Source organism: Micromonospora sp. NBC_01655 (genome assembly GCF_026339755.1).
Lineage (GTDB): Bacteria > Actinomycetota > Actinomycetes > Mycobacteriales > Micromonosporaceae > Micromonospora.
In genome coordinates, this window is sequence record NZ_JAPEQF010000001.1 from 1,503,968 (window position 1) to 1,527,669 (window position 23,702).

Consider the following 23,702-nt stretch of genomic DNA (forward strand, 5'->3'; position numbering starts at 1 on the left):
CCCCGTTTCACCGGCCCACCGAGGCCGGCTGGGGACTGCCGGCCAGTTTCCAGTACGCTCGTACTGCTTGAGCATGTGTCCCCCGAGAGGAGCGCCGGTCGATGGCGAAGATCAAGGTAAACAACCCGGTCGTGGAGCTCGACGGCGACGAGATGACCCGGATCATCTGGAAGCAGATCCGGGAGCAGTTGATCCTGCCCTACCTCGACGTCGACCTGCACTACTACGACCTCTCGATCCAGTACCGCGACGAGACCGACGACCAGGTCACCATCGACGCCGCCAACGCCATCAAGGAGCACGGCGTCGGCGTCAAGTGCGCCACCATCACCCCGGACGAGGCCCGGGTCGAGGAGTTCGGCCTGAAGAAGATGTGGCGGTCGCCGAACGGGACCATCCGCAACATCCTCGGCGGTGTCGTCTTCCGCGAGCCGATCATCATGTCCAACGTGCCGCGGCTGGTCCCGGGCTGGACCAAGCCGATCATCATCGGCCGGCACGCCCACGGCGACCAGTACAAGGCCACCGACTTCGTCGTCCCCGGCCCGGGCACGGTGACCATCACCTACACCCCGACCGACGGCTCCGCGCCCGTGGAGATGGAGGTCGCCAAGTTCCCCGGCGGCGGCATCGCCATGGGCATGTACAACTTCGACGAGTCGATCCGGGACTTCGCCCGCGCCTCGTTCCGGTACGGCCTGGACCGCAACTACCCGGTCTACCTGTCGACCAAGAACACCATCCTCAAGGCGTACGACGGCCGCTTCAAGGACATCTTCGCCGAGGTGTTCGAGAACGAGTTCAAGTCGGAGTTCGAGGCCGCCGGCATCACCTACGAGCACCGGCTGATCGACGACATGGTGGCCGCCGCGCTGAAGTGGGAGGGCGGCTACGTCTGGGCCTGCAAGAACTACGACGGTGACGTGCAGTCCGACACCGTCGCGCAGGGCTTCGGCTCGCTCGGCCTGATGACCTCGGTGCTGCTCTCCCCGGACGGCCGCACCGTCGAGGCGGAGGCCGCGCACGGCACGGTCACCCGGCACTACCGGCAGTACCAGAAGGGCGAGAAGACCTCGACCAACCCGATCGCCTCCATCTACGCCTGGACCCGGGGCCTGGCCCACCGGGGCAAGCTGGACGGCACCCCGGCGGTCACCGAGTTCGCCAACACCCTGGAGCAGGTCATCGTCGACACCGTCGAGGGCGGCCAGATGACCAAGGACCTTTCGCTGCTCATCTCGCGGGACGCCCCGTGGCTGACCACCGACGAGTTCATGAACGCGCTGGACGAGAACCTGGCGCGCCGGCTCGCCGCCTGATCTCCCGGCCGTTCCTCCGGACGGGGGTGCGGCACCGACCGAGCCCGCCGGCCCCGTGCCGGCGGGCTCCGTCGTGTCCGGGCCGTCGGCTCCGGGCGCTCCTGTGCGCGTGCCGTTACCGAGGGTGAGCTGCCTCGTTGAACTGGGTGGACGTGGTGCCAGTCGCGTCCAGGAAGGTTGACCGCGGGTCGCCTCGCGGCACGAGTGCCGATCAGCCAGCCTTCCCGGCTGTCGCACACAGCCAGCCGTCCCTTCCCCGCGGGGGGCCCGTTCCGGGCCCCCCGCGCCCTGTCTCCCGGCCCGGGATCCCCGCTCAGGCGGCGCGGAGCAGCTCGGCGGCGCGTTCCGGGGCGATGTCGTTGACGAACACCCCCATGCCGGACTCGGAGCCGGCGAGGTACTTCAGCTTGTCCCCGGCGCGCCGGACGCTGAACAGCTGAAGGTGCAGGTGCCCCAGCTCGCGGTCGACCCGTACCGGAGCCTGGTGCCAGGCGGCGATGTAGGGCATCGGCAGGTCGAACAGCCCGTCGAGGCGGCGCAGCACGTCCAGGTGGAGCGGGCCGAGGGCGTCCCGCTCCTCGTCGGTCAGGGCGGGGATGTCCAGCACCGGCCGGTGCGGGGCCACGTGCACCTCGAACGGCCACCGGGCCGCCGCCGGCACGTACGCCGTCCAGTGTTCGTTGCTCGTGACCACGCGCGTCCCGGCGGCGCGCTCGGCGGCGAGCACGTCGGCGTAGAGGTTGCCGCCGCCGGTGCGTTCGGCGTGCCGGCGGGCCGCGCCGAGCATCGCCCGGGTGCGCGGCGTGACGAACGGGTACGCGTAGATCTGCCCGTGCGGGTGGTGCAGGGTCACCCCGATCTCCACGCCCCGGTTCTCGAAGCAGAAGACCTGCTCCACTCCGGGCAGCTCGGCCAGCGCCGCCGTCCGGTCGGCGAGGGCGTCCAGCACGGTGCGCGCCCGGCGGGGCGGGAGTCCGGCGAACGAGGCGTTGTGGTCGTCGGTGAAGCAGACCACCTCGCACCGCCCCTGGCCGGGCCGGACCGGGGTGAACGGGGTGATCTCCGCCGGCTCCTCGGCGATCCGCTGGCTCAGCGACGGGAACCGGTTCTCGAACACGGCGACGTCGTACCCGGGTGCCGGGATCTCGCTGAGCCGGTCGCCCCGCGACGGGCACAGCGGGCACTGGTCGGCCGGGGGCAGGAAGGTACGGGTCTGCCGGTGCACGGCGACGGCCACCCACTCGTCGGTCAGCGGATCGTAGCGGAGCTGGGACGCGGGCGGGGGCGGCGGCAGCTCCCGCCGGTCCGGCTGGTCGCGGACCGCGTCGTCCCGCTCGTCGAAGTAGATCAGCTCCCGGCCGTCGGCCAGCTCGATCCTCGTACGCCTCACGCCGCCGTTCCCTTCCCCGCCGGCGCGGTCGGCGTCCGGCCCGGCCCCGAACGCGCCGCGTTCTCCGCCGGCTCCACCAGGACCAGCTCGCCCACCCGCTCGCCGAGTATTCGGCGGGCCTCCGGGGCCAGCCGGTCGTCGGTGACCAGCACGTCGGCCGCGGCCAGCTCGACGATCGAGGAGATGCCGACCGTGCCCCACTTGGTGTGGTCGGCCAGCACGACCAGCCGGTCGGCGGCGGCCACCAGGGCCCGGTCGGTCTCCGCCTCGGTCAGGTTGGGGGTGGTGAAGCCGGCCCGCTCGGTGATCCCGTGCACGCCGAGGAAGAGCAGGTCCAGGTGCAGCGACCGGATCGCCGCGACCGCCAGGGGCCCGACCAGCGCGTCGGACGGCGTGCGTACCCCGCCGGTGAGCACCACGGTCTGGTCCGCCCGGCCGCCGGTGTGCAGGATCTCGGCCACCGGCAGGGAGTTGGTCACCACGGTCAGCTCCGGCACGTCGACCAGCCGGCGGGCCAGTTCGGCGGTGGTGGTCCCGGCGGAGAGGGCGATCGCCGCGCCGGGCCGGACCAGCTCGGCCGCGCGGGTGGCGATGGCGGCCTTCTCCGGTAGCTGGCGCACCGACCTGGCACGGAAGCCGGGCTCGTCGGTCGAGCCGGGGGCGGTCACCGTCGCGCCGCCGTGCACCTTGGCCAGCAGGCCCCGCTCGTGCAGCGTCTCCAGGTCGCGGCGGATCGTCATGTCCGAGACGCCGAACTCGGCGGCCAACTCGGTCACCCGCATCCCGCCGGCGGCCCGGATGCGTTCCAGGATGGCCGCCTGCCGCTGCTGCGCGAGCATCGCACCTCCGGCTCCCCGCGCCATTCTCACGCGGTCGAACGTGTTCCAACAGAGCTGGACACTAGCCCGGAGGCCGGCAGGCGCGGAAGCGGCCACCACCGTCAGGTGGCCGGGCCAGACGCCGCGCAGCCCGGCCCTCCGGGGGAGGGACCGGGCTGCGCGGGCCGGCGAGCGGCGCTCAGGTGGACTGGAGGCGGGGCTCCACCCACCCGGTCTCGGTCAGGTGGTGCATCACCGCGTGCACCGCCTCGTCGATCGACATGCCGGTGGTGTCGACCACCACGTCGGCGTCGGTCGGCACCTCGTACGGGTCGTCGATGCCGGTCATCCCGGTGAGCAGCCCGGCCCGGGCCCGGGCGTAGAGGCCCTTGCGGTCGCGCTGCTCGCAGACCTCGATCGGGGTCGCCACGTGCACCAGCACGAAGCCCGCCCCGGCGGCGTGGGCCATCTCCCGGGCGGTCGCCCGCGCCGCCGCGTACGGGGCGATCGGGCAGCAGACGCCGACGCCGCGGTGCCGGGCGATCTCGGCGGCCACCCAGCCGATCCGCCGGACGTTGAGGTCCCGGTCCGCCTTGCTGAAGGTCAGCCCGGCGGAGAGTTCCCGGCGCACCACGTCGCCGTCGAGCAGGGTCACCGTCCGGTCCCCGCCCTCGCGCAGCACGTCCGTCAGGCCCCGGGCGATGGTCGACTTGCCGGAGCCGGAGAAGCCGGTCAGGAACACCACGAGACCCCGGTGCCGCCGGGCCGGGCGGGCCCGGGCCAGTTCCTTGGCCACCGCCGGCGGGGTGTGCCACTCGGGCAGCGGGAAGCCCCGGTCGAGCAGGTCATCGATCTCCGCCTGGCTGAGCGCCAGCCGCCGGTTGCGCGGCGGGATGTCCTCCCGCCAGCGCCACTGCCCGTCCCGGCTGTCGTAGGCCAGCTCGCGGGGGACCAGCACCCGCAGGCCGGCGCCGGAGAGCATCTCGCCGGTGGAGAGCAGGTGGGTCACCCCGTACGCGGCGGCCACCCGGGCCTGGAGCAGCGCGTCGCTGATCTCGTCGCGGCGGCGGGCCTGCGGCACCGCGACCAGGGTCGCCGGGGGCATCCGGTCCCGGGCGGCGAAGACCGCCCGGATCAGCGCCTCGGAGGGCAGCCCGTTGGTCGTCCCCTCGCCCACCGGAATCATCACCAGCAGGTGCGCCCCCAGGGTGCGGGCCGCGTGGGCGATCTGGGCGAGCTGCGGGCGGTGCAGGGGCCGGTCGGCGAGGACGCCGAGCACCCGGCCCGGGGGCAGCAGCGCGCGGATCTCCTCCGGGCTGCGGCGCAGCCGCTGGAACGGGCCGTGGCCGCCGTCGCCGAGCCGCCGTACCGGGCCACCGACCCCGGCGACGCCGTCCCGGGCCGGCCAGACGTCCGTGACCTCCAGCGCGGCGACCGGGGCGCCCTCGCCGTCGGTCAGCACCAGGGTCCGGCGCAGCGGGTCGGCCGGGTCCAGGCCGTCGGCGAGGGCCGCCGGCACCTGGAGGGCCACCGGCACCTGCCAGGGCGTGCCGTCGGCGAGCCGACCCCGCCGGCCGACGCCCGCCAGGTCCGCCCGGGTCATGAAGCCGGCGAGCGGCGCGTACGCCCCGGTCAGCAGCAACTCCAGATCGGCCAGCTCCCCGGGCCGCGGCGTGTACGCCGGAGCGTCCCGCAGCACCTCTTCGGGCAGCACCCATCCGTTGCTCATCGCACCCCCCACTACTGGCCGGAACACAGTTTCTCAGTCGACCGGCGATCGGTCGAGAGCGCCATTCCCCCTACCGGGGGTGGAGTTGCCGGGAAAGCTACGAGTACGCGTACCGCGAACTGTTCCAGCGGCCGGCTGCGCACCCTCGTCCAGCAGCGGACCGAGAGCCTCAAGGACGACGAGGTGATCACCCGCGGCTGAGTCCGGCGGGCGGGCCGGGACCGGGCCGGAATGGTAGGGCTGGCCGGATGGACCCGGCCGGGTCGGTCCGGCAAGCTCAGGACCATGGTGGCGGACACGGGCCGGGCGGCGCCCAGGCAGTCGTACCCGAAGAGCACCCGGCACTGGCTGACCAGCCTGGCTGTCGCCGGCACGGCCGCGGCGGCGACCACCACGGTCGCCCAGTCGGTCGGTGACTTCCACTGGTGGGCCGGGTTCGTCCTGGTCCCCGGGGCGCTGACGGCGGCGGGCGGCGGGGTGCTGCTGGCCCGTGGCGGCGGGCGGGCGTTCGTCGGGTACGTGGTGGGCTGCGTCGGCCTGTTGATCTTCACGGTCGGGGCGCTGCTGATGACCGGCACGACGGGCCGGGGCTGGCCGGCCCTGGTCACGCTGCCCTGCCTGGCGGTCGCCGGCACCTACCTGTGGCGGTCCGCCGACCCGCTGGCCCGGGGGCTGCACCGCACGGTCGCCCTGCTCGCCCTGGCCGGTGCCCTGGTCGGGGTGACCCTGTTCCTCATCCGCGCCCGGCTGGTGGACCCGGGTCAGATCCACTGGTGGGGCGGGTTCGTGCTGCTCGCCGGGGTGGTGGTCTGCGGCAACGCCGTCGAGCTGGCCCGGCACCGGATGCCGTACCGGCTCCAGGCGGTCACCCTGCTGGTCGGGCCGGCCGTGGTCGCCGCCCTGCTCGGCGTCCGCATGCTGCGCGGCTGGTGAGGCCGCGCCGCCTTCCGGTCGCGGGCCGCCTTCGGTCGTGGCCGGAGGGCGGCCCCACCCCGTCGGGCCGACGGGGGCGGGTGTCGGCCAGGGGCCCGGCCGGGCGGTGAGCCCGCCGGCCGGGACCCCTGCTCAGAAGGCGCAGGCGACGACCAGCTCCGGGGCGCGGTCCGGCAGCAGGTCGAGTTTGCCGATCCGGCCGGCCGCCCGCAGGTCGTCGGCGACCAGCGCCAGCCGGTCGAGCAGGGCGGCCGGGCCGAGCGCCTCGGCCAGCGGCACCTCCGCCCGCATCGACAGCTTCCGCTCGGACTTGGCCCGGCGCACCTGGCTCAGCGCGGCGGAGGCCAGCCGCAGCAACTCCGGGTCGCCGTCGCCCTGGATCGCCCGCCCGACCTCGTACGTCGTCGGCCAGGTGGCGCGGTGCGCCGACCCGTACCGCCACCAGGACCAGATCTCCTCGGTGGCGAACGGCAGCACCGGCGCGAACAGCCGCAACTGCACCGACAGCGCGGTCGCCAGCGCCGCGCGGGCCGAGTCGGCCCCCGGCCCGGTGCCGTAGGCGCGCTCCTTCACCAGCTCGATGTAGTCGTCGCAGAACCGCCAGAAGAACGCCTCCGTCGCCTGTAGGGCGGCCGTGTGGTCGTACCCGTCGAAGGCGGCCGTCGCGGCGGCGACCACGCCGGACAGCTCGGCGAGCATGGCGGTGTCCAGCGGCTCGGTGGCCGACAGCTCCAGGTCGCGGCGCGGCGTCAGACGCGCCGAGCTGGAGTTGTCGTACGGGGCGCGCAGCGCGTCGGCCGCGCCCAGCCCGAGGGCGAACTTCGACGCGTTGAGCAGCTTGGTGGCCAGCCGCCGGCCCACCTTGATCTGCGCCGGGTCGAAGGCCAGGTCCATCCCCGGCCGGCCGCTGGCCGCCCAGTACCGGACCGCGTCGGAGCCGTACTGCTCCAGCAGCGCCATCGGGGTGACCACGTTCCCCTTGGACTTGGCCATCTTCTTCCGGTCCGGGTCCAGGATCCAGCCGGAGAGCACCGTGTCCCGCCACGGCAGCACGCCGTGCTCCAGGTGCGACCGGACGATCGTGGCGAACAGCCAGGTGCGGATGATCTCCTGTCCCTGCGGGCGCAGGTCCATCGGGAAGACCCGCCGGAACAGCTCCGGGTCGGTCTCCCAGCCGCCCACGATCTGCGGGGTCAGCGACGAGGTGGCCCAGGTGTCCAGCACGTCCGGGTCGCCGACGAAACCGCCCGGCCGGCCACGCTGGGACTCGTCGTACCCGGGCGGCGGCTCGCCGGACGGGTCGATCGGGAGCGCCGACTCGTCGGGTGTGAGAGGGTGGGAACGGTCCGGCTCGCCAGTGTCGTCGAGCCGGTACCACACCGGCACGGGCACGCCGAAGAAGCGCTGCCGGCTGACCAGCCAGTCACCGGTCAGGCCGCCCACCCAGTGGTCGTAGCGGTGCTTCATGTGCTCCGGCACCCAGCGCAGCTCCCCGCCCCGGGCCAGCAGCGCGTCGCGCAGGCCGGTGTCCCGCCCGCCGTTGCGCAGGTACCACTGCCGGGTGGAGACGATCTCCAGCGGCCGGTCGCCCCGTTCGTAGAACTTCACCGGGTGGGTGATCGGGCGCGGCTCGCCGACCAGGTCGCCCGCGTCGGCCAGCAACCCCACCACGGTCCGCCGGGCCCCGTTCACGGTCTGCCCGGCCAGCGCCGCGTACGGCTGCGCCGGCACGCCGGCCGGCGGCTCCGGCAGCAGCCGCCCGTCCCGGCCGATCACCACCCGGGTGTCGAGCGCCAGCTCCCGCCACCAGGTCACGTCGGTCAGGTCGCCGAACGTGCAGACCATCGCGACGCCCGTGCCCTTGGCCGGGTCCGCCAGCGGGTGCGCCCGCACCGGCACCTCGACCCCGAAGACGGGGGTACGCACGACCGAGCCGACCAGGTCCGCGTACCGCTCGTCGTCGGGGTGGCAGACCAGCGCCACGCAGGCCGGCAGCAGCTCCGGCCGGGTGGTGTCGATCAGCACCTGCCGCCCGCCCGGCCCGGCGAACCGCAGCCGGTGGTACGCCCCCGGCCGCTCCCGGTCCTCCAGCTCCGCCTGCGCCACGGCGGTGGCGAACCCGACGTCCCACAGCGTCGGCGCCTCCGCCTGGTACGCCTCGCCCCGGGCCAGGTTGCGCAGGAACGCCCGCTGCGACGCCACCCGGGCCGCCCGCCCGATCGTGGTGTACGTCAGCGACCAGTCCACCGACAGCCCGAGCCGCCGCCACAGCTCCTCGAAGACCTTCTCGTCGGCGGCGGTCAGCGTCTCGCACAGCTCGACGAAGTTGCGTCGGGAGATCGGCGTCGGGTCCTTCCGGGCCGCGTCGTCGACCGGGGTGGCCGGGGCCCGCCAGTCCGGGTCGTACGGCAGCGACGGGTCGCAGCGCACCCCGTACACGTTCTGCACCCGGCGCTCGGTGGGCAGGCCGTTGTCGTCCCAGCCCATCGGGTAGAACACCGTCCGGCCGCGCATCCGCTGGAACCGGGCCACCGTGTCGGTGTGCGTGTACGAGAAGACGTGCCCCATGTGCAGCTCGCCGGATACGGTCGGCGGCGGGGTGTCGATCGAGAACACGTCCGCCCGCCCCCTGGAACGGTCGAACGCGTACGTGCCCTCCTCCTGCCAACGGCGCGCCCAGGTCTCCTCAAGCCCGTCCAACGTGGGACGCTCGGGGACGTCGGCGCGGGCCGTCCTCGCCGTGTCAGTCATCCGTCGATCCTAGGCAGCGGCGGTGCGCCGAACCACGGCTTTGTCCGGCCGCCGCCCTGCTCACCCGCCGTCGACGGGGCAGCGGCCGGGCGGGGACGGGTGACAGCCCCCGGCCGCCCCTGCCGGGCACCCCGTCGACGCCGCCCTCGCGCGGCCCGGGCCGCTCAGCGGTCGACCCGCCACGCGGCATCGGGCGGCGGGCTTCGTGTCGCGGCGTGCGTCTCCGCTCAGCGCTTGACCGGGCCGAAGACCGGGCCGGTGGTGGCCAGCCGGAGCCCGAGGCGGCCATTGGCGCGGGCGTTGACCCGGTCGAGGATGGTCGAGACCGGGGCGTACGAGTTGTGCTCGTCGGGGTTGGCGCACGGCCCCTGCCCGGGGTCGCCGCTGGACAGGATGCCCAGCGCCTTCCCGTCGGACTCGGTGAACAGCGGACCGCCGCTGTCCCCTGGGCGGGCGCAGATCCGCACGTCGATGCCGCCCCCGCTCTTGCCGGTGACCTGACCGCACCGGGTGCCGGGCAGGTAGCCCGCGCCGGCGCCGGAGTCGACGTACGGCTCGCCGGCCTTCGGCGTGTACGCCGAGCCCGTCGCGCAGACCACCCAGCCGGTCTGGATGCCGCTCCACGGCACGTACCCGGTGATCGCCACGTCCCGGCTGGTCGTGCAGCGCGGGTTGTCCGCGACGCACCAGTAGTTGACCAGGCTCGGCCGGCTGGTCGCCGTCGTCGGGTACCCCCACCGCTGCAACGCCCCCGACTGGTACGGCATGACCGCGTAGTCGTGCGGGTAGGCGTTCTCGGCCAGCGCGGTGTTGCCCGACTCGATCGTGACCGGGATCTTCGGCCCGAGGAACTGGTGCCAGGTGTCGTCGCGCCGGGTGTGCCTGCCGCCGACCACGCAGTGCCCGGCGGTCAGCACGTACGCCGCCCCGTACCGGTCCTGCACGTTGAAGCCCGTGGTGCAGCCGCCGACGGTGCCGTCGTCGCGCGGGATGTCGAGCCGGATGCCGCCGCGCATCGGCGCCCGGGTGCAGTCACGCGGGTCGCACGCCTTCGGCACCGAGGCCCGCGCCACCCGGGCCCGGGCGGACACCCCGGCGTCGGCCAGCGCCGCCGGCAGCCGCCGGTCGTCCGAGGCGACCCGGCCACCGGTGAGCACCACGACCTCGTTGGCCGCCTGGTCCACCACCACATCGGCGCCGACGGTCGCGTCCAGTGCCTCGGCGATCCGGGCCGCCGAGGCGGTGAGCTGCCGCAGCGAGTGCCGCACCGGCACCACCCGCACGTGCGCCGCGTCCGGCACGGCGGCCACGGCGGCCCGCACCGACTCGGGCCGGGTGGCGGCGACGGTGAGCACCCCGCCGGCCGACTGGTCGAGCCACATGCCGCCGTACTCGCCGGGAAGGCGGTCGGCGAGCGTCGCGGCCAGCGACGCGGAGAGTTCCTGGAGGGCGAGCCGCCGGGCCGCGTCGGTCGCGGAGATCCCGTACCGGTCGCGCAGGTAGGCGACGGACGCGGGCGCGGCGGCGGCCACCTCGGCGGCCGGCCGACCGGCCGGCACCCGGGCGGACCCGGCGGCGGACGTGGTGGTGGCGGCGGACGTGGCGCGTGCTCCCGGGGCGGCGCCGAGACCGGTCGCGGTGGTCGGAGCGGCCGGGCCCCGGGCCGCGGTGACCGGCTCGTCCGGCGCGGCGGCGGCCACCGGCCTCGTCGTGACCCCGTCGGCCGGCGCCAGCCCGTAGGCGGTCGTCCCGACCGCGCAGGCGGCGGCGACCCCCAAAATGATCATGCGTCGTGTACGCACCCCGTGTCCTCCCCGTGTGGTCGGTGGTGCCCGATCGGTTCGTGATTCTAGGCACCGCCGCCCAGCCCCGGCAGCCCTGTGCGGGCCGGCGGCGTTCCGCGCTCAGAGCAGGGAGTCGCGCCACTGCCGGTGCAGCGCCGCGTACCGGCCGTCGGCGCCGGCCAGCCGGTCCGGCGGGCCGTCCTCCACGATCCGGCCGCCGTCGAGGACCAGCACCCGGTCGGCGGTCTCCACCGTGGACAGCCGGTGCGCGATCACCAGCGCCGTCCGGTCCCGCAGCACGGTGGCGAGCGCCCGCTGCACCAGCCGTTCCGTGGGCACGTCCAGCGACGACGTCGCCTCGTCCAGGACCAGCACCCGGGGGTCGGCGAGGAACGCCCGGGCGAACGCCACGAGCTGCCGTTGCCCGGCCGAGAGCCGGCCGCCGCGCCGGCGCACCTGGGTGTCGTACCCGTCGGGCAGGGCGGAGATGAAGTCGTGCGCGCCGATCGCCCGGGCCGCGGCCCGCACCGCCGCGTCGTCCGCGCCCGGCCGGCCGAACCGGATGTTCTCCGCCACCGACCCGCTGAACAGGTGGTTCTCCTGGGTGACCAGCACGACCGCGCGGCGCAGCTCGGCGTCGGCCAGGTCCCGCAGGTCGACCCCGTCCAGGTGGACGGTGCCGGCGTCCGGGTCGTGGAAGCGGGCCAGCAGCTTGGCGACGGTCGACTTGCCCGCGCCCGTCGGGCCGACCAGCGCGACGGTCTGCCCGGCCGGCACGGTCAGGTCCAGGCCGGTCAGGACCGGCCCGTCGGCCCGGTACCCGAACGAGACCGACCGGAACTCCACCGCCCCCCGGCCCGGGCCCGCCGGCAGCGGCGTCGGGCGGGCCGGCTCGGCCACCGCCGGCCGCTCGTCGAGCACCCCGGCCAGCTTCTCCAGTGCCGCCGTGGCGGACTGGAGCGAGTTGTAGAACTGGCTCAGCTCCTGCATCGGCTCGAAGAACCGGCGCAGGTACAGCAGGAACGCGGCGAGCACCCCCACCTCCATCCCGCCGCCGAGCACCCGGGTCCCGCCGTAGCCGAGCACCACCGCCACGGTCACGTTGCCGATCACCTTGATCCCCGGCGAGTACGTGGCGATCAGCCGGAACGCGTGCAGGCTGGTCCGCCGGTAGTCGTCGTTGACGGCGGCGAAGATCCGCTGGTTGCGCGGCTCCCGCCGGTACGCCTGCACCGCGCGGATGCCGCGCAGCGACTCGACGAAGTGGACGATCAGCAGCGCCACCGCTTCTCTGGTCCGCCGGTATGCCCCGGCCGACGCGCGGGCGAACCAGCGGGACAGCCAGAACAGGAACGGGAACGCCAGCAGGGTCACCGCGGCCAGCGGCGGGTCCAGCCAGAGCAGGATGCCGGCCACGGACAGGATGGACAGGGCGGCGAGGACGAGGCTGTCCACGCCGCCGTCGACCAGTTCGGCGATGGAGTCCAGGTCGCTGGTGAGCCGGGAGATCATCCGGCCCGAGGTGTAGCGCTCGTGGAAGCCGACGGACAGCCGCAGGAAGTGGCCGTACACCCGTTGCCGCAGCTCCAGCAGGATGGCCTGGCCGATCCGGGCGGAGAGGGCGAGGAAGCCGCGCCGGGCCGCGTACTCCGTCAGCGCGGCGGCGGCGAACGCCCCGGCGATCGCGACGAGCGGCCCGCTGTCCCCGGCCCGCAGCGGCCCGATCGCCCGGTCGATGCCGAGCATCACCAGGTACGGCCCGGACATGGCGGCGGCGTTCTGCGCCAGCAGCAGCCCGACGGCCGCTCCGAGCCGGTGCCGGTGCGGGCGCAGCAGATCCCGCAGCAGCACCCGGCTGCGGGCGCGGAGCCGGGCGAGCGCCTCGGGCGTCGCCTCCTCCGCCCGGCTGCGGTCCGCCTCCGGGTCGGTGGCCCGCCCCCGCCACCGGTCCAGGTCCGGTGCGGTCCGCGTCGGTCGGTCCGCCGTGCCCCGGCCGCGCCGGCCGGTTGTACCCGGCCGGCTCACCGGCTCGTCGGCGGGCTCGTCCTCGGGACTGCGGACCGTGGCGTCGGCGGCGGTCACGACAGCACCAGCCCCCGCTCGTCCGGTCCGGCGGCGGGCCTGGTCGGGCCCGCGTAGGGCGTGGCCGGGCCGGCCCCCGACGTGGCCGGGCCGGCGTGCAGCGTGGTCGGGCCGGCCGCCGGCGCGGCCGGGGTGCCGGAGGGGGTGGCCGGCTCGGCGGAGAGGACCGCCCGGTACGCCGGCACGTCGGCCAGCAGCCGCGAGTGGGTGCCGATCGCCGTGATCCGGCCCCGCTCCAGCAACGCGACCCGGTCGGCCAGCGCCACGGTCGACGGCCGGTGCACCACGAGCAGCGCGGTGGTGTCCCGCAGCACCCGCCGCAGCGCCGTCTCCACCAGAGCCTCGGTGTGCACGTCGAGGGCGGACAGCGGGTCGTCGAGCACCAGCAGCGCGGGCCGGCCGAGCACCGCCCGGGCCAGCGCCAGCCGCTGCCGCTGCCCGCCGGAGAGGGTGAGCCCCTGCTCGCCGACCCGGGTGGCCAACCCCCACGGCAGCTCGTACACGAAGTCGGCCTGGGCCAGCGCGAGCGCCGCCCGGACGTCGTCCTCGTCGGCGTCCGGGCGGCCCAGGGTGAGGTTCTCCCACACCGACATGGAGAACAGCGTCGGCTCCTCGAAGGCCACCCCGACCAGCCGGCGCAGCGAGGACAGCCGCAGCTCGCGCAGGTCGTGGCCGTCCAGGGTGATCCGCCCGCCGGTCACCTCGTGCAGCCGGGGGACCAGGGAGAGCAGGGTGCTCTTGCCGGTGCCGGTCGCGCCGACCAGGGCCAGGGTCTCGCCCGGCTCGACGGTCAGGTCGATCTCCCGTAGCACCGGCGTGGGGGCGCCCGGGTAGTGGAACGACACCCGGTCGAAGACCAGCCGGCCGCGGACCGCCGACCGGGCCAGGGCGACCGCGTCCGGCGCGTCCACGATGGAGGGCCGGATGTCCAGCACCTCCTGGATGCGGTCGGCGGCGGTCGCCGCCTCCTGGCCGTTGGCGATGATCCAGCCGAGCGACTGCACCGGCCAGGTCAGCATCAGTTGCAGGCTGACGAAGGCGACCAGTTCGCCGATGGTGAGCGCGCCCCGGGCGGCGGCCGTCGCCCCGGCGACCAGCACCACGCCGAGGGTCAGGTTCGGCACCAGGTCGAACAGCGCGGAGGTGCGGGCCAGCAGCCGCCCCTTGGCGACCCCGGTGTCGTGCAGCGCCCGGGCGCCGGCCCCGAACCGGGTGGCCAACTCGGGCCCCCGGCCGTACGCCTTCATGGTGCGCAACCCCTGTGCGGTCTCCTCGACCAGCGTGGCCACGTCGCCCCGCTGGTCCTGCATCCGGCGCGACGCGCCGTGGTAGTACCGCCCGAACCGGCGGCTGATCAGGAACAGCGGGACGGCGCTGGCCGCGACCAGCGCCCCGAGCGCGGGGTGCAGCCGGATCAGCAGCACCACCACGGCGGCGTACGTCACCAGGTTGAGCACCAGGAACAGCAGGCCGAAGGAGAGGAACCGGCGGATCACCGACAGGTCGCTGGTGACCCGGGAGAGCAACTGCCCGGTCTGCCACCGGTCGTGGAAGCCGGGCGGCAGCCGTTGCAGGTGGGCGTAGACGTCGGCGCGGATCGCCGCCTCCATGCCCACCGACGACGAGGACTGCGTCCACCGGCGGATGAAGACCAGCAGCGCCTCGGCCAGGCCGAGCAGCAGGGCCAGGCCGCCGAGCCGGACCAGGCCGGCCGGGTCGTGCCGGGCGATCGGGCCGTCGACCACCCGCTGCACCACGAGCGGCACGGCCAGGCTCGCGCCGGTGCCGGCCAGCGCCGCCGCCAGCAGCCAGCAGAACTGGGCGGCGTACGGGCGCAGGTAGGGGCGGAACCGCCAGAGGTTGCGCAGCGGGCGAGCGCGATCGGCCGGGTGGGCCGGGTCGCCGTCGCTCTCGGCAGGCACTACCCGACGGTAGCGTCAAACGGGATCGTCGCCCCTGTCAACTTTCAGCACGTCCCAACCCCGCCCGGCCCTCCGTCCCGGCCGGCTTCCGGCCCCGCCGGGCCGGCCGCGCCCGGTGCGTTCACCGGCCGGATTCCGGCCCCGCCGGGTGTGCTGGCCGGCCGGCGGACGCCTCGTGGGCGAGCAGCCACCGCTTCACGTCCAGCCCCCAGCGGTAGCCGCCGAGGCTGCCGTCGGTGCGCAGCACCCGGTGGCACGGGACGAAGAGGGCGGCGGCGTTGCGCGCGCAGGCCGCCGCCGCGGCGCGGACCGCCGCCGGCCGCCCGGCCAGCCCGGCGTACCCGGTGTAGGTGACCGGCCGGCCGGGCCCGACCTCGCGCAGTACCTGCCACGCGTGCGCCAGGAACGCGCCGCCGGTGCGCTGCTCCACCGGCACCGCGTCGATCGCGGTCAACTCCCCGTCCAGGTACGCGCCGACCGCCGCGGTGACCGGGCCGAGCCCGGTCCGTCGCCGCACCGGCCCGCGCAGGCCGGAGTGCATCAGCGGCAGCAGCGCCTCCGGTTCGGGGGTGAAGCCGGCGGCCCGAACCGCGCCGTCGGGGCCGGTCAGGATGCTCAGCGGCCCGGTGGGGGTGTCCACGACCGCGCCGTCGAGGGTGACGTTCATGCTGCTCTCCAGAGTCTGATCACCGCGTACGAGCGCCAGGGGCGCCAGCGTCGCGCGTATCCGTCGAGGGTCTTCGGGTCGTCGGGGAGACCGAGCGCGGCGGCCCCGCGCCGCACGGCCAGGTCGGTGGGGAGCGGGACGTCGGGGTCGCCGAGGGCGCGCATGGCCACGTAGCCGGCCGTCCACGCGCCGATCCCGGGGACGGCGAGCAGCCGCCGCGCCGTCTCCTCCCGGTCGCCGCCCGGGTCGAGGTCCAACTCCCCGTCGACGACGGCCCGCGCCGCCGCCCGGATCGTCTCCCGCCGCCCCGCCGGCATCCGGAACCCGCGATCAACGATCCCCAACACCTCCTCCGCCGACGGAAACCCCCACCCCCCGGGTTGATCAAGAGGTTTGCGTCCCGGAGGAGCGGGTTCGGCGACGCAAACCTCTTGATCACCCGAAGCGGGGGTGGGGGGTGGGGGGAGGAGGAGGTGGGTGAGGGTGGTTCGGGCCGAGGTGACCGAGACCTGTTGGCCGACGATGGCGCGGACGAGCATCTCGAAGCCGTCGACGGCGCGCGGGACGCGGATCCCGGGCTCCGCCGCCACCAGCGGGGCGAGGGCGGGGTCGGCGGCGAGGGTGCCGTCCACGGCGGCCGGGTCGGCGTCGAGGTCGAACAGCCGGCGGCAGCGGGCCACCGCCGGGGCCAGGTCACGCATGTTGGCCAGCCGCAGCGTGGCCGCCACGTGCCCGGCCACCGGGGTCAGCGCCACCTCCGCCGCGCCGTGCGGCAGCCGCAACCTCCGGTGGTACGTCCCGTCGCGCACCTCCTCCACCCCGGGCAGGGCCCGCAGTGCGAGGAAGTCCAGCAGCGCCGCCGAGTGCAACGGCGGCCGGTACGCCAGCCGCAGCGCGATCGTGCCCGGCCCGCCGGCCACGGGTGCCCGTCCCCCGGCGTTCCGCAGCTCGGACGGGGCGGCGGCGTAGACCTCGCGGACCGTGTCGTTGAACTGCCGTACGCTGCCGAACCCGGCCGCGAACGCGACCTCGGCCATCCCGAGCCCGGTCGTCTCGATCAGGATCCGGGCGGTCTGCGCGCGCTGCGCCCGGGCCAGCGCCAGTGGCCCGGCACCCAGCTCGGCGCGCAGCATCCGGTGCAGGTGACGTTCGGTGTAGCCGAGCCGGGCGGCCAACCCCGGCACGCCGTCCCGGTCGACCACCCCGTCGGCGATCAGCCGCATGGCCCGCCCCACCACGTCCGCCCGGACGTCCCACTGCGGCGAGCCCGGGGCGGCGTCCGGGCGGCAGCGGCGGCAGGCCCGCAGCCCGGCCCCCTGCGCGGCGGCGGCCGACGGGAAGAACCGGACGTTGCGCCGCTTGGGCGTCATCGCCGGGCAGGACGGCCGGCAGTAGATCCCGGTCGACGTCACGCCCGTGTAGAACCAGCCGTCGAACCGTTGGTCACGGCTGTCGACCGCCCGGTAGCACCGCTCGAAGTCCAACTCCACGACACCGATACTGCCCCGCCGCCCGGCCCTCCGGCTCGCGGGAATCGGACCTGGCCGTGAAGGGGGGAGAGAACCCCTCCTGGCGCATCCCGGTAGCGGATGGGTCCCCGGTTGACGCCCCACGCCCGATCGCGGTCGGCCCAAGAAGGGGCGCGGCTCTCCCCGCGGGCGTCCCAGCTCAAGCCGCCCGTCCCTGCTCGGGGAACGGAGATCCGGGCCGAAAGTGTCGGTAGGGGCCGGTACGGTCCCCGCCACCAACTCAAGAAGGGTGCGGCGATGGCGAGCGTGGCCGGGCGAGGTGTCCGCTGATGCGGTCGGGGCGGGCGCGGCTCGACCGCACAGTGGTTCAGGACTTCTACGACCGGATGCGGGCGGTCGCCCCGGCGGCGTACGGCGCGATGGAGCGGGACCGGACCGGCGACCCGGGGCGGGCGTTCCGGGACACGGCCTGCGGCCGGCTCGCCGCGTCACTCGACGCCGCCGGCCTGCGCGCCCTCGGCATGTGGGCGCACCACTGGTGCATGCGCTTCTACGACGACGACACGCGGGTGGGGCTGCGCCTGGTCCGGGAGATCGCCGGCCGCTCCGGGCTGGGCTGGACGGTCGACGAGGTGCGCTGGATGCTCGGCGAGTCCGCGGCGGCCGGCCCGTCCGCCGCCTACCGGTTCACACTGCCGGCCGCGGCGGCCCACGAGCTGCCGCCGGCGGTCCGCGGTGAGTTCACGACCCACGAGCTGTCCGGGGCCACCGGCCGCGAGCTGCCCACCGGGGAGCGGTCCGGGACCGCGCGCGGCTCGGCCGGCACCGGGCGGGAGGCCGGCACCGGGCGGGAGGCTGCCGCCGGGCGGGGGGCCGGCGCCGGGCGGGGGGCCGGCGGGCCGGCCGCCGGGGAACAGCGCCTGCTGGCCGGCTGACCCGACGCGGTTCGGGGTGTCCCGGCCCGGGCAGGCGGCGTCAGGTGTCCCGGCCCGGCGGGCGGCGTCGGGGGGCGCGGTTCGGGGTGTCCCGGCCCGGCGGGCCGCGTTGGGCGTCGCGGTCCAGGCCAGCCCGGCCGGGCTGGCGGTGCCGGGTGTCGCGCTCCGGGACAGCGCCGGCAGTTGGCCGACGATCGTCGCGGCGACCGCCACCGCGAAGCCGGTGAGCTGCGTCGGGCTCAGCGACTGGCCCAGCGCGAGCCACCCGAGCGCGGCGGCGGTCAGCGGGCTGAGCGCGCCGAGCACGGAGACCTGCGTCAGCGGCAGCCGGGCCGCGCCCCGGAACCAGAGGGCGTACGCGAGGGCGGTGCCGACCAGCCCGAGCCAGGCGTACCCGAGCAGGGCCGGGCCGTCGACGGGCGGCGGCGGTCCCTCGACCGCGACCGCCAGTGGCGTGATCAGCAGGCCCCCGGCGGTGAGTTGCCAGCTCGTCGCGGCGAGGGTGCCGACGCCGGCCGGGCGGCCCCACCGGCGGGTCAGCACCAGCCCGGCCGCCATCGCGGCGGTGCCGGTCAGCCCGGCGGCCACGCCGAGCGGGTCGACCCCGGCGCCCGGGCGGAGCACGACCATGGCCACGCCCAGCGGGGCGGCGAACGCGGCGAGCAGCGCGGGTGGCCGGGACCGTTCGCCGAGGGCGAGCAGGGTCAGCCCGGCGACCAGCAGCGGCTGCGCCGCGCCGAGCACGGCGGCGGTGCCGCCGGGCAGCCGGTAGGCGGCGTAGAAGAGCAGCGGGAAGAACGCGCCGATGTTCAGCGCGCCGAGCAGGGCGGCCCGCCACCACCAGTCGCCGTGCGGGCGGCGCCGGGTCAGGGCGAGCAGCAGCAGCCCGGCCGGGAGCGCCCGGAGCACCCCGGACCAGAGCGGCCGGTCGGGCGGCAGCAGCTCGGAGGTGACCAGGTAGGTGGTGCCCCAGGCGACGGGCGCGGCGGCGGTCGCCAGCAGGTCGGCGGTACGTCGGCTCATGGCGGCGCCAATCGTTAGATGCTAAGTAGCTTAGGGCTAAGCTAATCACCGTCGAGTGAACCTCGCCAGTGCGAGATGCGGCACAATGCCGGGGTGACCGAGCGGGACGACGTGGACGCCATCGTCGAGCAGTGGCGCCGGGAACGGCCCGGGATGCGCCCCGAGCCGATGGCCGTGTTCGGCCGGATCTACCGCCTCGCCCGGCTGGTCGGCGACGAGCAGGAGAAGGTCTACGCCGGCTGGGGCCTGAGCCGGGGCGAGTTCGACGTGCTGGCCGCCCTGCGCCGGGCCGGCCCCCCGTACACGCTCGCGCCGAAGGCGCTGGCCGCCGGGCTGATGCTCACCTCCGGCGGGATGACCGGCCGGCTCGACCGGCTGGAGCGGGCCGAGCTGGTCCGCCGCGCCCCCGACCCGGCCGACCGCCGGGGCCTCCAGGTCACCCTGACCGACGCCGGCCGGCGCGCCGTCGAGGAGGCCGCCGACGCGGGCCTCGCCGTGCAACGCCGCCTGCTCGACGGCCTCCCGGCGCCGGACCAGGCCCGGCTCGCCGATCTGCTGCGTGCCCTGCTCGCCGCCGCCGAACCCCGTCCCTGAGACTCTCGACAGCCCGAGGAGAGGACCCGCCGTGCCCGCCAGCGAGCCGACCATCATCGCCACCAGCATGGGCTTCTTCAGCCGCCGCCGAGGCCCGAACGACCTGCGCCCCGGGCCGGTCTTCGAGTTGGCCGCCGAGCTGGCCCAGGCCGGTCCCGAGCCGCGGCTGTGCTACCTCGGCCAGGCGGTCGGCGACCGGGACGCCTCGATCGCCGCCGTCCACGCGGCGTTCGCCGGCACCCGGTTCCGGGCGTCGCACCTGGCGCTGTTCCCGATGCCGAACGTCGACGACGTCCGGGCCCACCTGCTTGCCCAGGACGTGATCTGGGTCGGCGGCGGCAGTGTGGCCAACCTGTGCGCGGTGTGGCGGGTGCACGGGCTCGACGAGATCCTGCACGAGTGCTGGCAGGCCGGGGTGGTGCTGGCAGGGGTCTCCGCCGGCTCGATCTGCTGGCACCTCGGCGGCGCCACCGACAGCTTCGGCCCCCGGCTGCGCGGCTTCACCGACGGCCTGGGCTGGCTGCCGTACGGCAACGGGGTGCACTACGACAGCGAGGACCAGCGGCGACCGCTGATGCACGCGCTGGTCGCCGACGGCACGCTGCCGACCAGCCACTGCACCGACGACGGGGTCGGGCTGGTCTACCGGGGCGCCCGGCTGGTCGAGGCGGTCGCCGACCGCACGGGCGTCGCGGCGTACGAGGTCGCCCGGTCCGGGGACGGCGGCGTCCGGGAGACCCGGATCGAGCCGCGTCTGCTGAGCTGACCGGAGACGGCGGGTGCCGGCCGCGTAGACTGGCCGCCCGTGAGCCTCACCATCGGGATCGTCGGCCTGCCCAACGTCGGCAAGAGCACCCTGTTCAACGCGCTGACCAAGAACGACGTGCTCGCGGCGAACTACCCGTTCGCCACGATCGAGCCCAACGTCGGCGTCGTCGGGCTGCCGGACGAGCGGCTGGACAAGCTGGCCGAGATCTTCTCCTCGCAGCAGGTGCTGCCCGCCCCGGTGTCGTTCGTCGACATCGCCGGCCTGGTCCGGGGCGCCTCGAAGGGGCAGGGCCGGGGCAACGCGTTCCTGGCGAACATCCGCGACGCGTCCGCGATCTGCCAGGTGGTGCGGGCCTTCTCCGACCCGAACGTGGTGCACGTCGACGGCAAGGTCTCCCCGGCCGACGACATCGAGACGATCAACACCGAGCTGATCCTGGCCGACCTCCAGACCCTGGACAAGGCGCTGCCCCGGCTGGAGAAGGAGGCCAAGCTCCGCAAGGACCGGGCCGCCGCCGTGGCCGCCGCGAAGCAGGCCGTCGAGGTCCTCGACGGCGGCAGCACGCTGTACGCGGGCGCCGCCGCCGCGAAGATCGAGCTGGAGCACCTGCGCGAGCTGCACCTGCTCACCACCAAGCCCTTCCTGTACGTCTTCAACGTCGACGAGGCCGAGCTGGCCAACGCCGAGTTCCTCGACGAGCTGCGTGCCCTGGTCGCCCCGGCCGAGGCCGTCTTCATGGACGCCAAGATCGAGTCCGAGCTGGTGGACCTGCCCGAGGAGGAGGCCCGCGAACTGCTGGAGTCGATCGGGCAGAACGAGCCCGGCCTCAACCAGCTCGTCCGGGTCGGGTTCCGCACGCTCGGGCTCCAGACGTACCTGACGGCGGGGCCCAAGGAGGCCCGGGCCTGGACCGTCCCGGTGGGCGCGACCGCGCCGGAGGCCGCCGGGGTCATCCACTCCGACTTCCAGCGCGGCTTCATCAAGGCCGAGGTGGTCTCCTACGGCGATCTGGTCGCGGCCGGATCGATGGCGGCGGCGAAGGCGGCCGGCAAGGTACGCATCGAGGGCAAGGAATACATCATGCAGGACGGCGACGTCGTGGAGTTCCGCTTCAACGTCTGAATCCGGGCCGGTACGCCATCGGTTGATCGACAGTCAGGCCGGTGCGCTGCATGATGGCGTGATGCGAACTCGGCTGCTCTTCGTCAGACACGGCGAGTCGGTGCACCATGTCGACGGTGTCGTGGGTGGCCCGCACGGCTGCCGGGGACTGACCGACGCGGGCCATCACCAGGCGCACCGGCTGGCCGGCCGGCTCGGCGAGGAACTCTCGGCCGCCGGCCCGGTGGCCGTCTACTCCTCGGTGCTGCGCCGGGCGGTGGAGACCGCGTGGCCCATCGCCGGGGCGTTGGGCGTCAGCCCGGTGGCGGACTGCGGGCTGTGCGCCTGGCACACCCCGCCGTACGCCGACGGCCTGTCGACGACCCGGTTCCAGACCGACCACGCGACGGCGGGCGGTGGGGTGTTCCGGCCGTTCGAGGAGGGCAACGAGACCTGGGCGGAGCTGGTCGTCCGGGTCGGTCGCGCGATCATGGACATCGCGCACCGGCACCGGGGCGGCACCGCCGTGCTGGTCGGGCACACCGAGACGGTCGAGGGCTCCTTCCACGCCCTCGCCGGTCAACCGGTCTTCCGGGCGTTCGACATGGCGGTGGCCCCGGCCTCGATCACCGAGTGGAGCACCGACGACGACCCGACCGGCTGGCCGCCGGCCCGGTGGACCCTGCGCCGCTTCAGCGACGTCTCCTGACGCCCGGAAAGCGGCGGACACGGTGGGATGTCGGCGTGGAGCTTGAACTCGACGGTGCCGGGGTACGGTTGGCGGCCACGCTGGACCTGCCGGTCGGCCCGGTGCGGGGCGGGATGGTGGTGCTGCACGGGGCCGGGGCCGGGCACCGGTCGTACTTCTGTTACGAGCATTTGGCCCGGGTGCTGCCCGGCGCGGGGATCGCGGTGCTGCGCTTCGACCGCCGGCCCCGGGTGGATGGCCACGACGTTCCGCTGACCGACCAGGCCGCCGACGCGGTCGCCGCGATCGACGTGCTGCGCCGGCACGCCGGCGACGTGCCGGTCGGGCTGTGGGGGCTGAGTCAGGGCGCGTGGACCGCGCCGCTGACCGCCGCGCTCCGCCCGGACCTGGTCGCCTTCCTCGTGCTCGTCTCCTCCAGCGGGGTCAGCCCCGCCGCCCAGATGCGCTACGGCACCGCCGAGCAGCTCCGCCTGCACGGCTACGGCGACGCCGACCGGGCCGAGCTGGGCCGGCTGCGGGCCACGGTGGAGGCGTACCAGCGGGGTGACCTCGACCGGGCCACGGCGCAGGCCGCCGTCGACCGCGCTGCCGAGCGCCCCTGGTTCCCGCTGGTATACCTGCCGCGCGAGCTGCCCGACCAGCCGGGCACCTGGCGCGACATGGACTTCGACCCGGCCCCGGTGTTCGCCCGGGTGGCCTGCCCGGTGCTGCTGTTCTACGGTACGACCGACGCGTGGGTCCCGATCGACGCCAGCGTCACCGCCTGGCGGCGGGCCACCGCCGCAGCCCCCACCCCGCCCGCCGTCTGCCGGCTCGACGGCTGCGACCACTATCCCACCCTCGACGAGGGCGAGGACCTCGACAGCATCAGCCCGCAGTACACCGCCGCCATGCTGAGCTGGCTGGACGCCCTGCTGCCCGCCGGTTAGGGGCCGGGGTCACGCGTTGCGCAGCGCGTCCTCGACGCCGGTCTCCCGGTGGCCGAGGTGAACCGGGTCGCGGCCGGACAGCAGGTCCACCGCGGCCTTCACGCAGGCGCCGTACTCGCGGGTGGAGCTGATCCGCCACGTCCGGTCGTACTCGCGGGCGGTCTCGTCGCCGACCCCGCTGGCGTCGACGCCGAGTCGTCGGCACACCGCCACGGCGCGGGGCAGGTGGAAGGACTGGGTCACCACCGTCGCCCGCTCCACCCCGAAGATCCGCTTCGCGCGGGCGCACGAGTCGTACGTGTCGAAGCCGGCGTAGTCCAGCACCACCTTCTCCGCCGGCACCCCCTGGTCGAGCAGCCAGCGCCGCATCGCGGTCGGCTCGTCGTAGTCCGGGTTCATGTTGTCGCCGGAGAGCAGGATGGCACGCACCTTGCCGGCGGTGAGCAGCCGCTGTGCGATCTCCAGCCGGGCGGTGAGGAACGGCGACGGGGTCCCGTCGGGGTGGACCTTGGTGCCCAGCACCAGGGCGACCGGCGCCTCGGGGACGTCCTGCTCGGCGAAGATGTGCCCCTCCGCGCCACCGCGTACCCACGCGACGCTGGCCACGGTGCCCCCGGTCAGGAGCGCCGCGCCGACGACGGCCGCGACGACGGCGCGGCGCAGCCAGCGCGTACGCCGGCCGTCGGCCGGGCGCAGCCAACGGATCAGAGTGGAGAGTCGACCCCGCATGGGGCAAGTATCCCAGGACCGCCCAACAACTGATCTTGCCCGCCGCCTC

Annotated in this window: 16 protein-coding genes and 3 pseudogenes; 8 read left to right on the top strand and 11 right to left on the bottom strand. The window is 75.2% G+C overall.

What is annotated here, in order from left to right; genetic code table 11:
* The first annotated feature begins 101 nt into the window (after positions 1-101).
* A complete protein-coding gene (locus tag OOK41_RS07175; RefSeq protein ID WP_266263454.1) occupies positions 102-1,319 on the top strand; it encodes an NADP-dependent isocitrate dehydrogenase in 1,218 nt (405 codons plus the stop codon).
* A 313-nt stretch (positions 1,320-1,632) separates the two neighbouring features.
* On the opposite strand, the gene galT is transcribed toward OOK41_RS07175, so the two are convergent.
* From galT to cysC, 3 genes are all read right to left on the bottom strand, one after another.
* Positions 1,633-2,709 carry a galactose-1-phosphate uridylyltransferase gene (galT, locus tag OOK41_RS07180; protein WP_266263456.1) on the bottom strand — a complete coding sequence of 359 codons (1,077 nt, stop codon included), beginning with the start codon at positions 2,707-2,709 and terminating at the stop codon, positions 1,633-1,635.
* The gene (locus OOK41_RS07185; protein WP_266263457.1) at positions 2,706-3,548 is read right to left on the bottom strand and encodes a DeoR/GlpR family DNA-binding transcription regulator; all 843 of its coding nucleotides are present in this window, start codon (positions 3,546-3,548) and stop codon (positions 2,706-2,708) included. Before OOK41_RS07185 ends, galT begins: the two co-directional genes overlap by 4 nt.
* A gap of 178 nt (positions 3,549-3,726) precedes the next feature.
* Positions 3,727-5,256: an adenylyl-sulfate kinase gene (gene cysC / locus OOK41_RS07190; protein WP_266263459.1), complete on the bottom strand. Its 1,530-nt coding sequence runs from the start codon at positions 5,254-5,256 to the stop codon at positions 3,727-3,729.
* A gap of 285 nt (positions 5,257-5,541) precedes the next feature.
* Here cysC and OOK41_RS07195 point away from each other — a divergent pair, with 285 nt between their 5' ends.
* The gene (locus tag OOK41_RS07195) at positions 5,542-6,189 is read left to right on the top strand and encodes a hypothetical protein (RefSeq protein ID WP_117665228.1); all 648 of its coding nucleotides are present in this window, start codon (positions 5,542-5,544) and stop codon (positions 6,187-6,189) included.
* 132 nt (positions 6,190-6,321) lie between these two features.
* Here OOK41_RS07195 and valS read toward each other — a convergent pair whose 3' ends face one another.
* The 6 genes and pseudogenes from valS to OOK41_RS07225 form a co-directional block, all read right to left on the bottom strand.
* Positions 6,322-8,940, bottom strand: coding sequence for a valine--tRNA ligase (valS, locus tag OOK41_RS07200; RefSeq protein ID WP_266263460.1), 2,619 nt, complete (start codon positions 8,938-8,940; stop codon positions 6,322-6,324).
* A gap of 227 nt (positions 8,941-9,167) precedes the next feature.
* The gene (locus tag OOK41_RS07205) at positions 9,168-10,742 is read right to left on the bottom strand and encodes a trypsin-like serine protease (RefSeq protein ID WP_266263462.1); all 1,575 of its coding nucleotides are present in this window, start codon (positions 10,740-10,742) and stop codon (positions 9,168-9,170) included.
* 102 nt (positions 10,743-10,844) lie between these two features.
* Positions 10,845-12,677 carry an ABC transporter ATP-binding protein gene (locus OOK41_RS07210; RefSeq protein ID WP_266267743.1) on the bottom strand — a complete coding sequence of 611 codons (1,833 nt, stop codon included), beginning with the start codon at positions 12,675-12,677 and terminating at the stop codon, positions 10,845-10,847.
* A 278-nt stretch (positions 12,678-12,955) separates the two neighbouring features.
* Positions 12,956-14,728 (bottom strand): annotated as a pseudogene (locus OOK41_RS07215) (ABC transporter ATP-binding protein); the annotation flags it as partial.
* Positions 14,729-14,849: 121 nt separating this feature from the next.
* Entirely contained in the window at positions 14,850-15,395 is a 546-nt protein-coding gene (locus OOK41_RS07220; protein ID WP_266263463.1) for a methylated-DNA--[protein]-cysteine S-methyltransferase, read from the bottom strand.
* Complete coding sequence (locus tag OOK41_RS07225; protein WP_266263464.1) at positions 15,392-16,885, bottom strand: DNA-3-methyladenine glycosylase 2 family protein; 1,494 nt, start codon at positions 16,883-16,885, stop codon at positions 15,392-15,394. The genes OOK41_RS07220 and OOK41_RS07225 overlap by 4 nt, the downstream gene beginning before the upstream one ends.
* 308 nt (positions 16,886-17,193) lie before the next feature.
* Between OOK41_RS07225 and OOK41_RS07230 the strand changes: the two are divergent.
* A pseudogene (locus OOK41_RS07230) lies at positions 17,194-17,589 on the top strand (hypothetical protein); the annotation flags it as partial.
* Positions 17,590-18,051: 462 nt separating this feature from the next.
* On the opposite strand, the pseudogene OOK41_RS07235 reads toward OOK41_RS07230, so the two are convergent.
* Positions 18,052-18,822: pseudogene (locus tag OOK41_RS07235) on the bottom strand (EamA family transporter); the annotation flags it as partial.
* 93 nt (positions 18,823-18,915) lie between these two features.
* Here OOK41_RS07235 and OOK41_RS07240 point away from each other — a divergent pair.
* The 5 genes from OOK41_RS07240 to OOK41_RS07260 all read left to right on the top strand — a co-directional run bounded on the left by OOK41_RS07240 (position 18,916) and on the right by OOK41_RS07260 (position 22,924).
* On the top strand, positions 18,916-19,416 hold the full coding sequence (locus tag OOK41_RS07240; RefSeq protein ID WP_266263465.1) for a MarR family winged helix-turn-helix transcriptional regulator: 501 nt from the start codon (positions 18,916-18,918) through the stop codon (positions 19,414-19,416).
* A 31-nt stretch (positions 19,417-19,447) separates the two neighbouring features.
* Positions 19,448-20,182, top strand: coding sequence for a peptidase E (locus OOK41_RS07245; RefSeq protein ID WP_266263466.1), 735 nt, complete (start codon positions 19,448-19,450; stop codon positions 20,180-20,182).
* A 39-nt stretch (positions 20,183-20,221) separates the two neighbouring features.
* Positions 20,222-21,307: a redox-regulated ATPase YchF gene (gene ychF / locus OOK41_RS07250; RefSeq protein WP_266263467.1), complete on the top strand. Its 1,086-nt coding sequence runs from the start codon at positions 20,222-20,224 to the stop codon at positions 21,305-21,307.
* A 61-nt stretch (positions 21,308-21,368) separates the two neighbouring features.
* Positions 21,369-21,995 (top strand): histidine phosphatase family protein, encoded by a 627-nt coding sequence (locus tag OOK41_RS07255; protein WP_266263468.1) that lies wholly within the window; start codon positions 21,369-21,371, stop codon positions 21,993-21,995.
* Positions 21,996-22,030: 35 nt separating this feature from the next.
* Entirely contained in the window at positions 22,031-22,924 is an 894-nt protein-coding gene (locus OOK41_RS07260) for an alpha/beta fold hydrolase (RefSeq protein ID WP_266263469.1), read from the top strand.
* Positions 22,925-22,933: 9 nt separating this feature from the next.
* On the opposite strand, the gene OOK41_RS07265 is transcribed toward OOK41_RS07260, so the two are convergent.
* Positions 22,934-23,653, bottom strand: a complete 720-nt coding sequence (locus OOK41_RS07265; protein WP_266263470.1) for a vancomycin high temperature exclusion protein — start codon at positions 23,651-23,653, stop codon at positions 22,934-22,936.
* Positions 23,654-23,702: the final 49 nt, after the last annotated feature.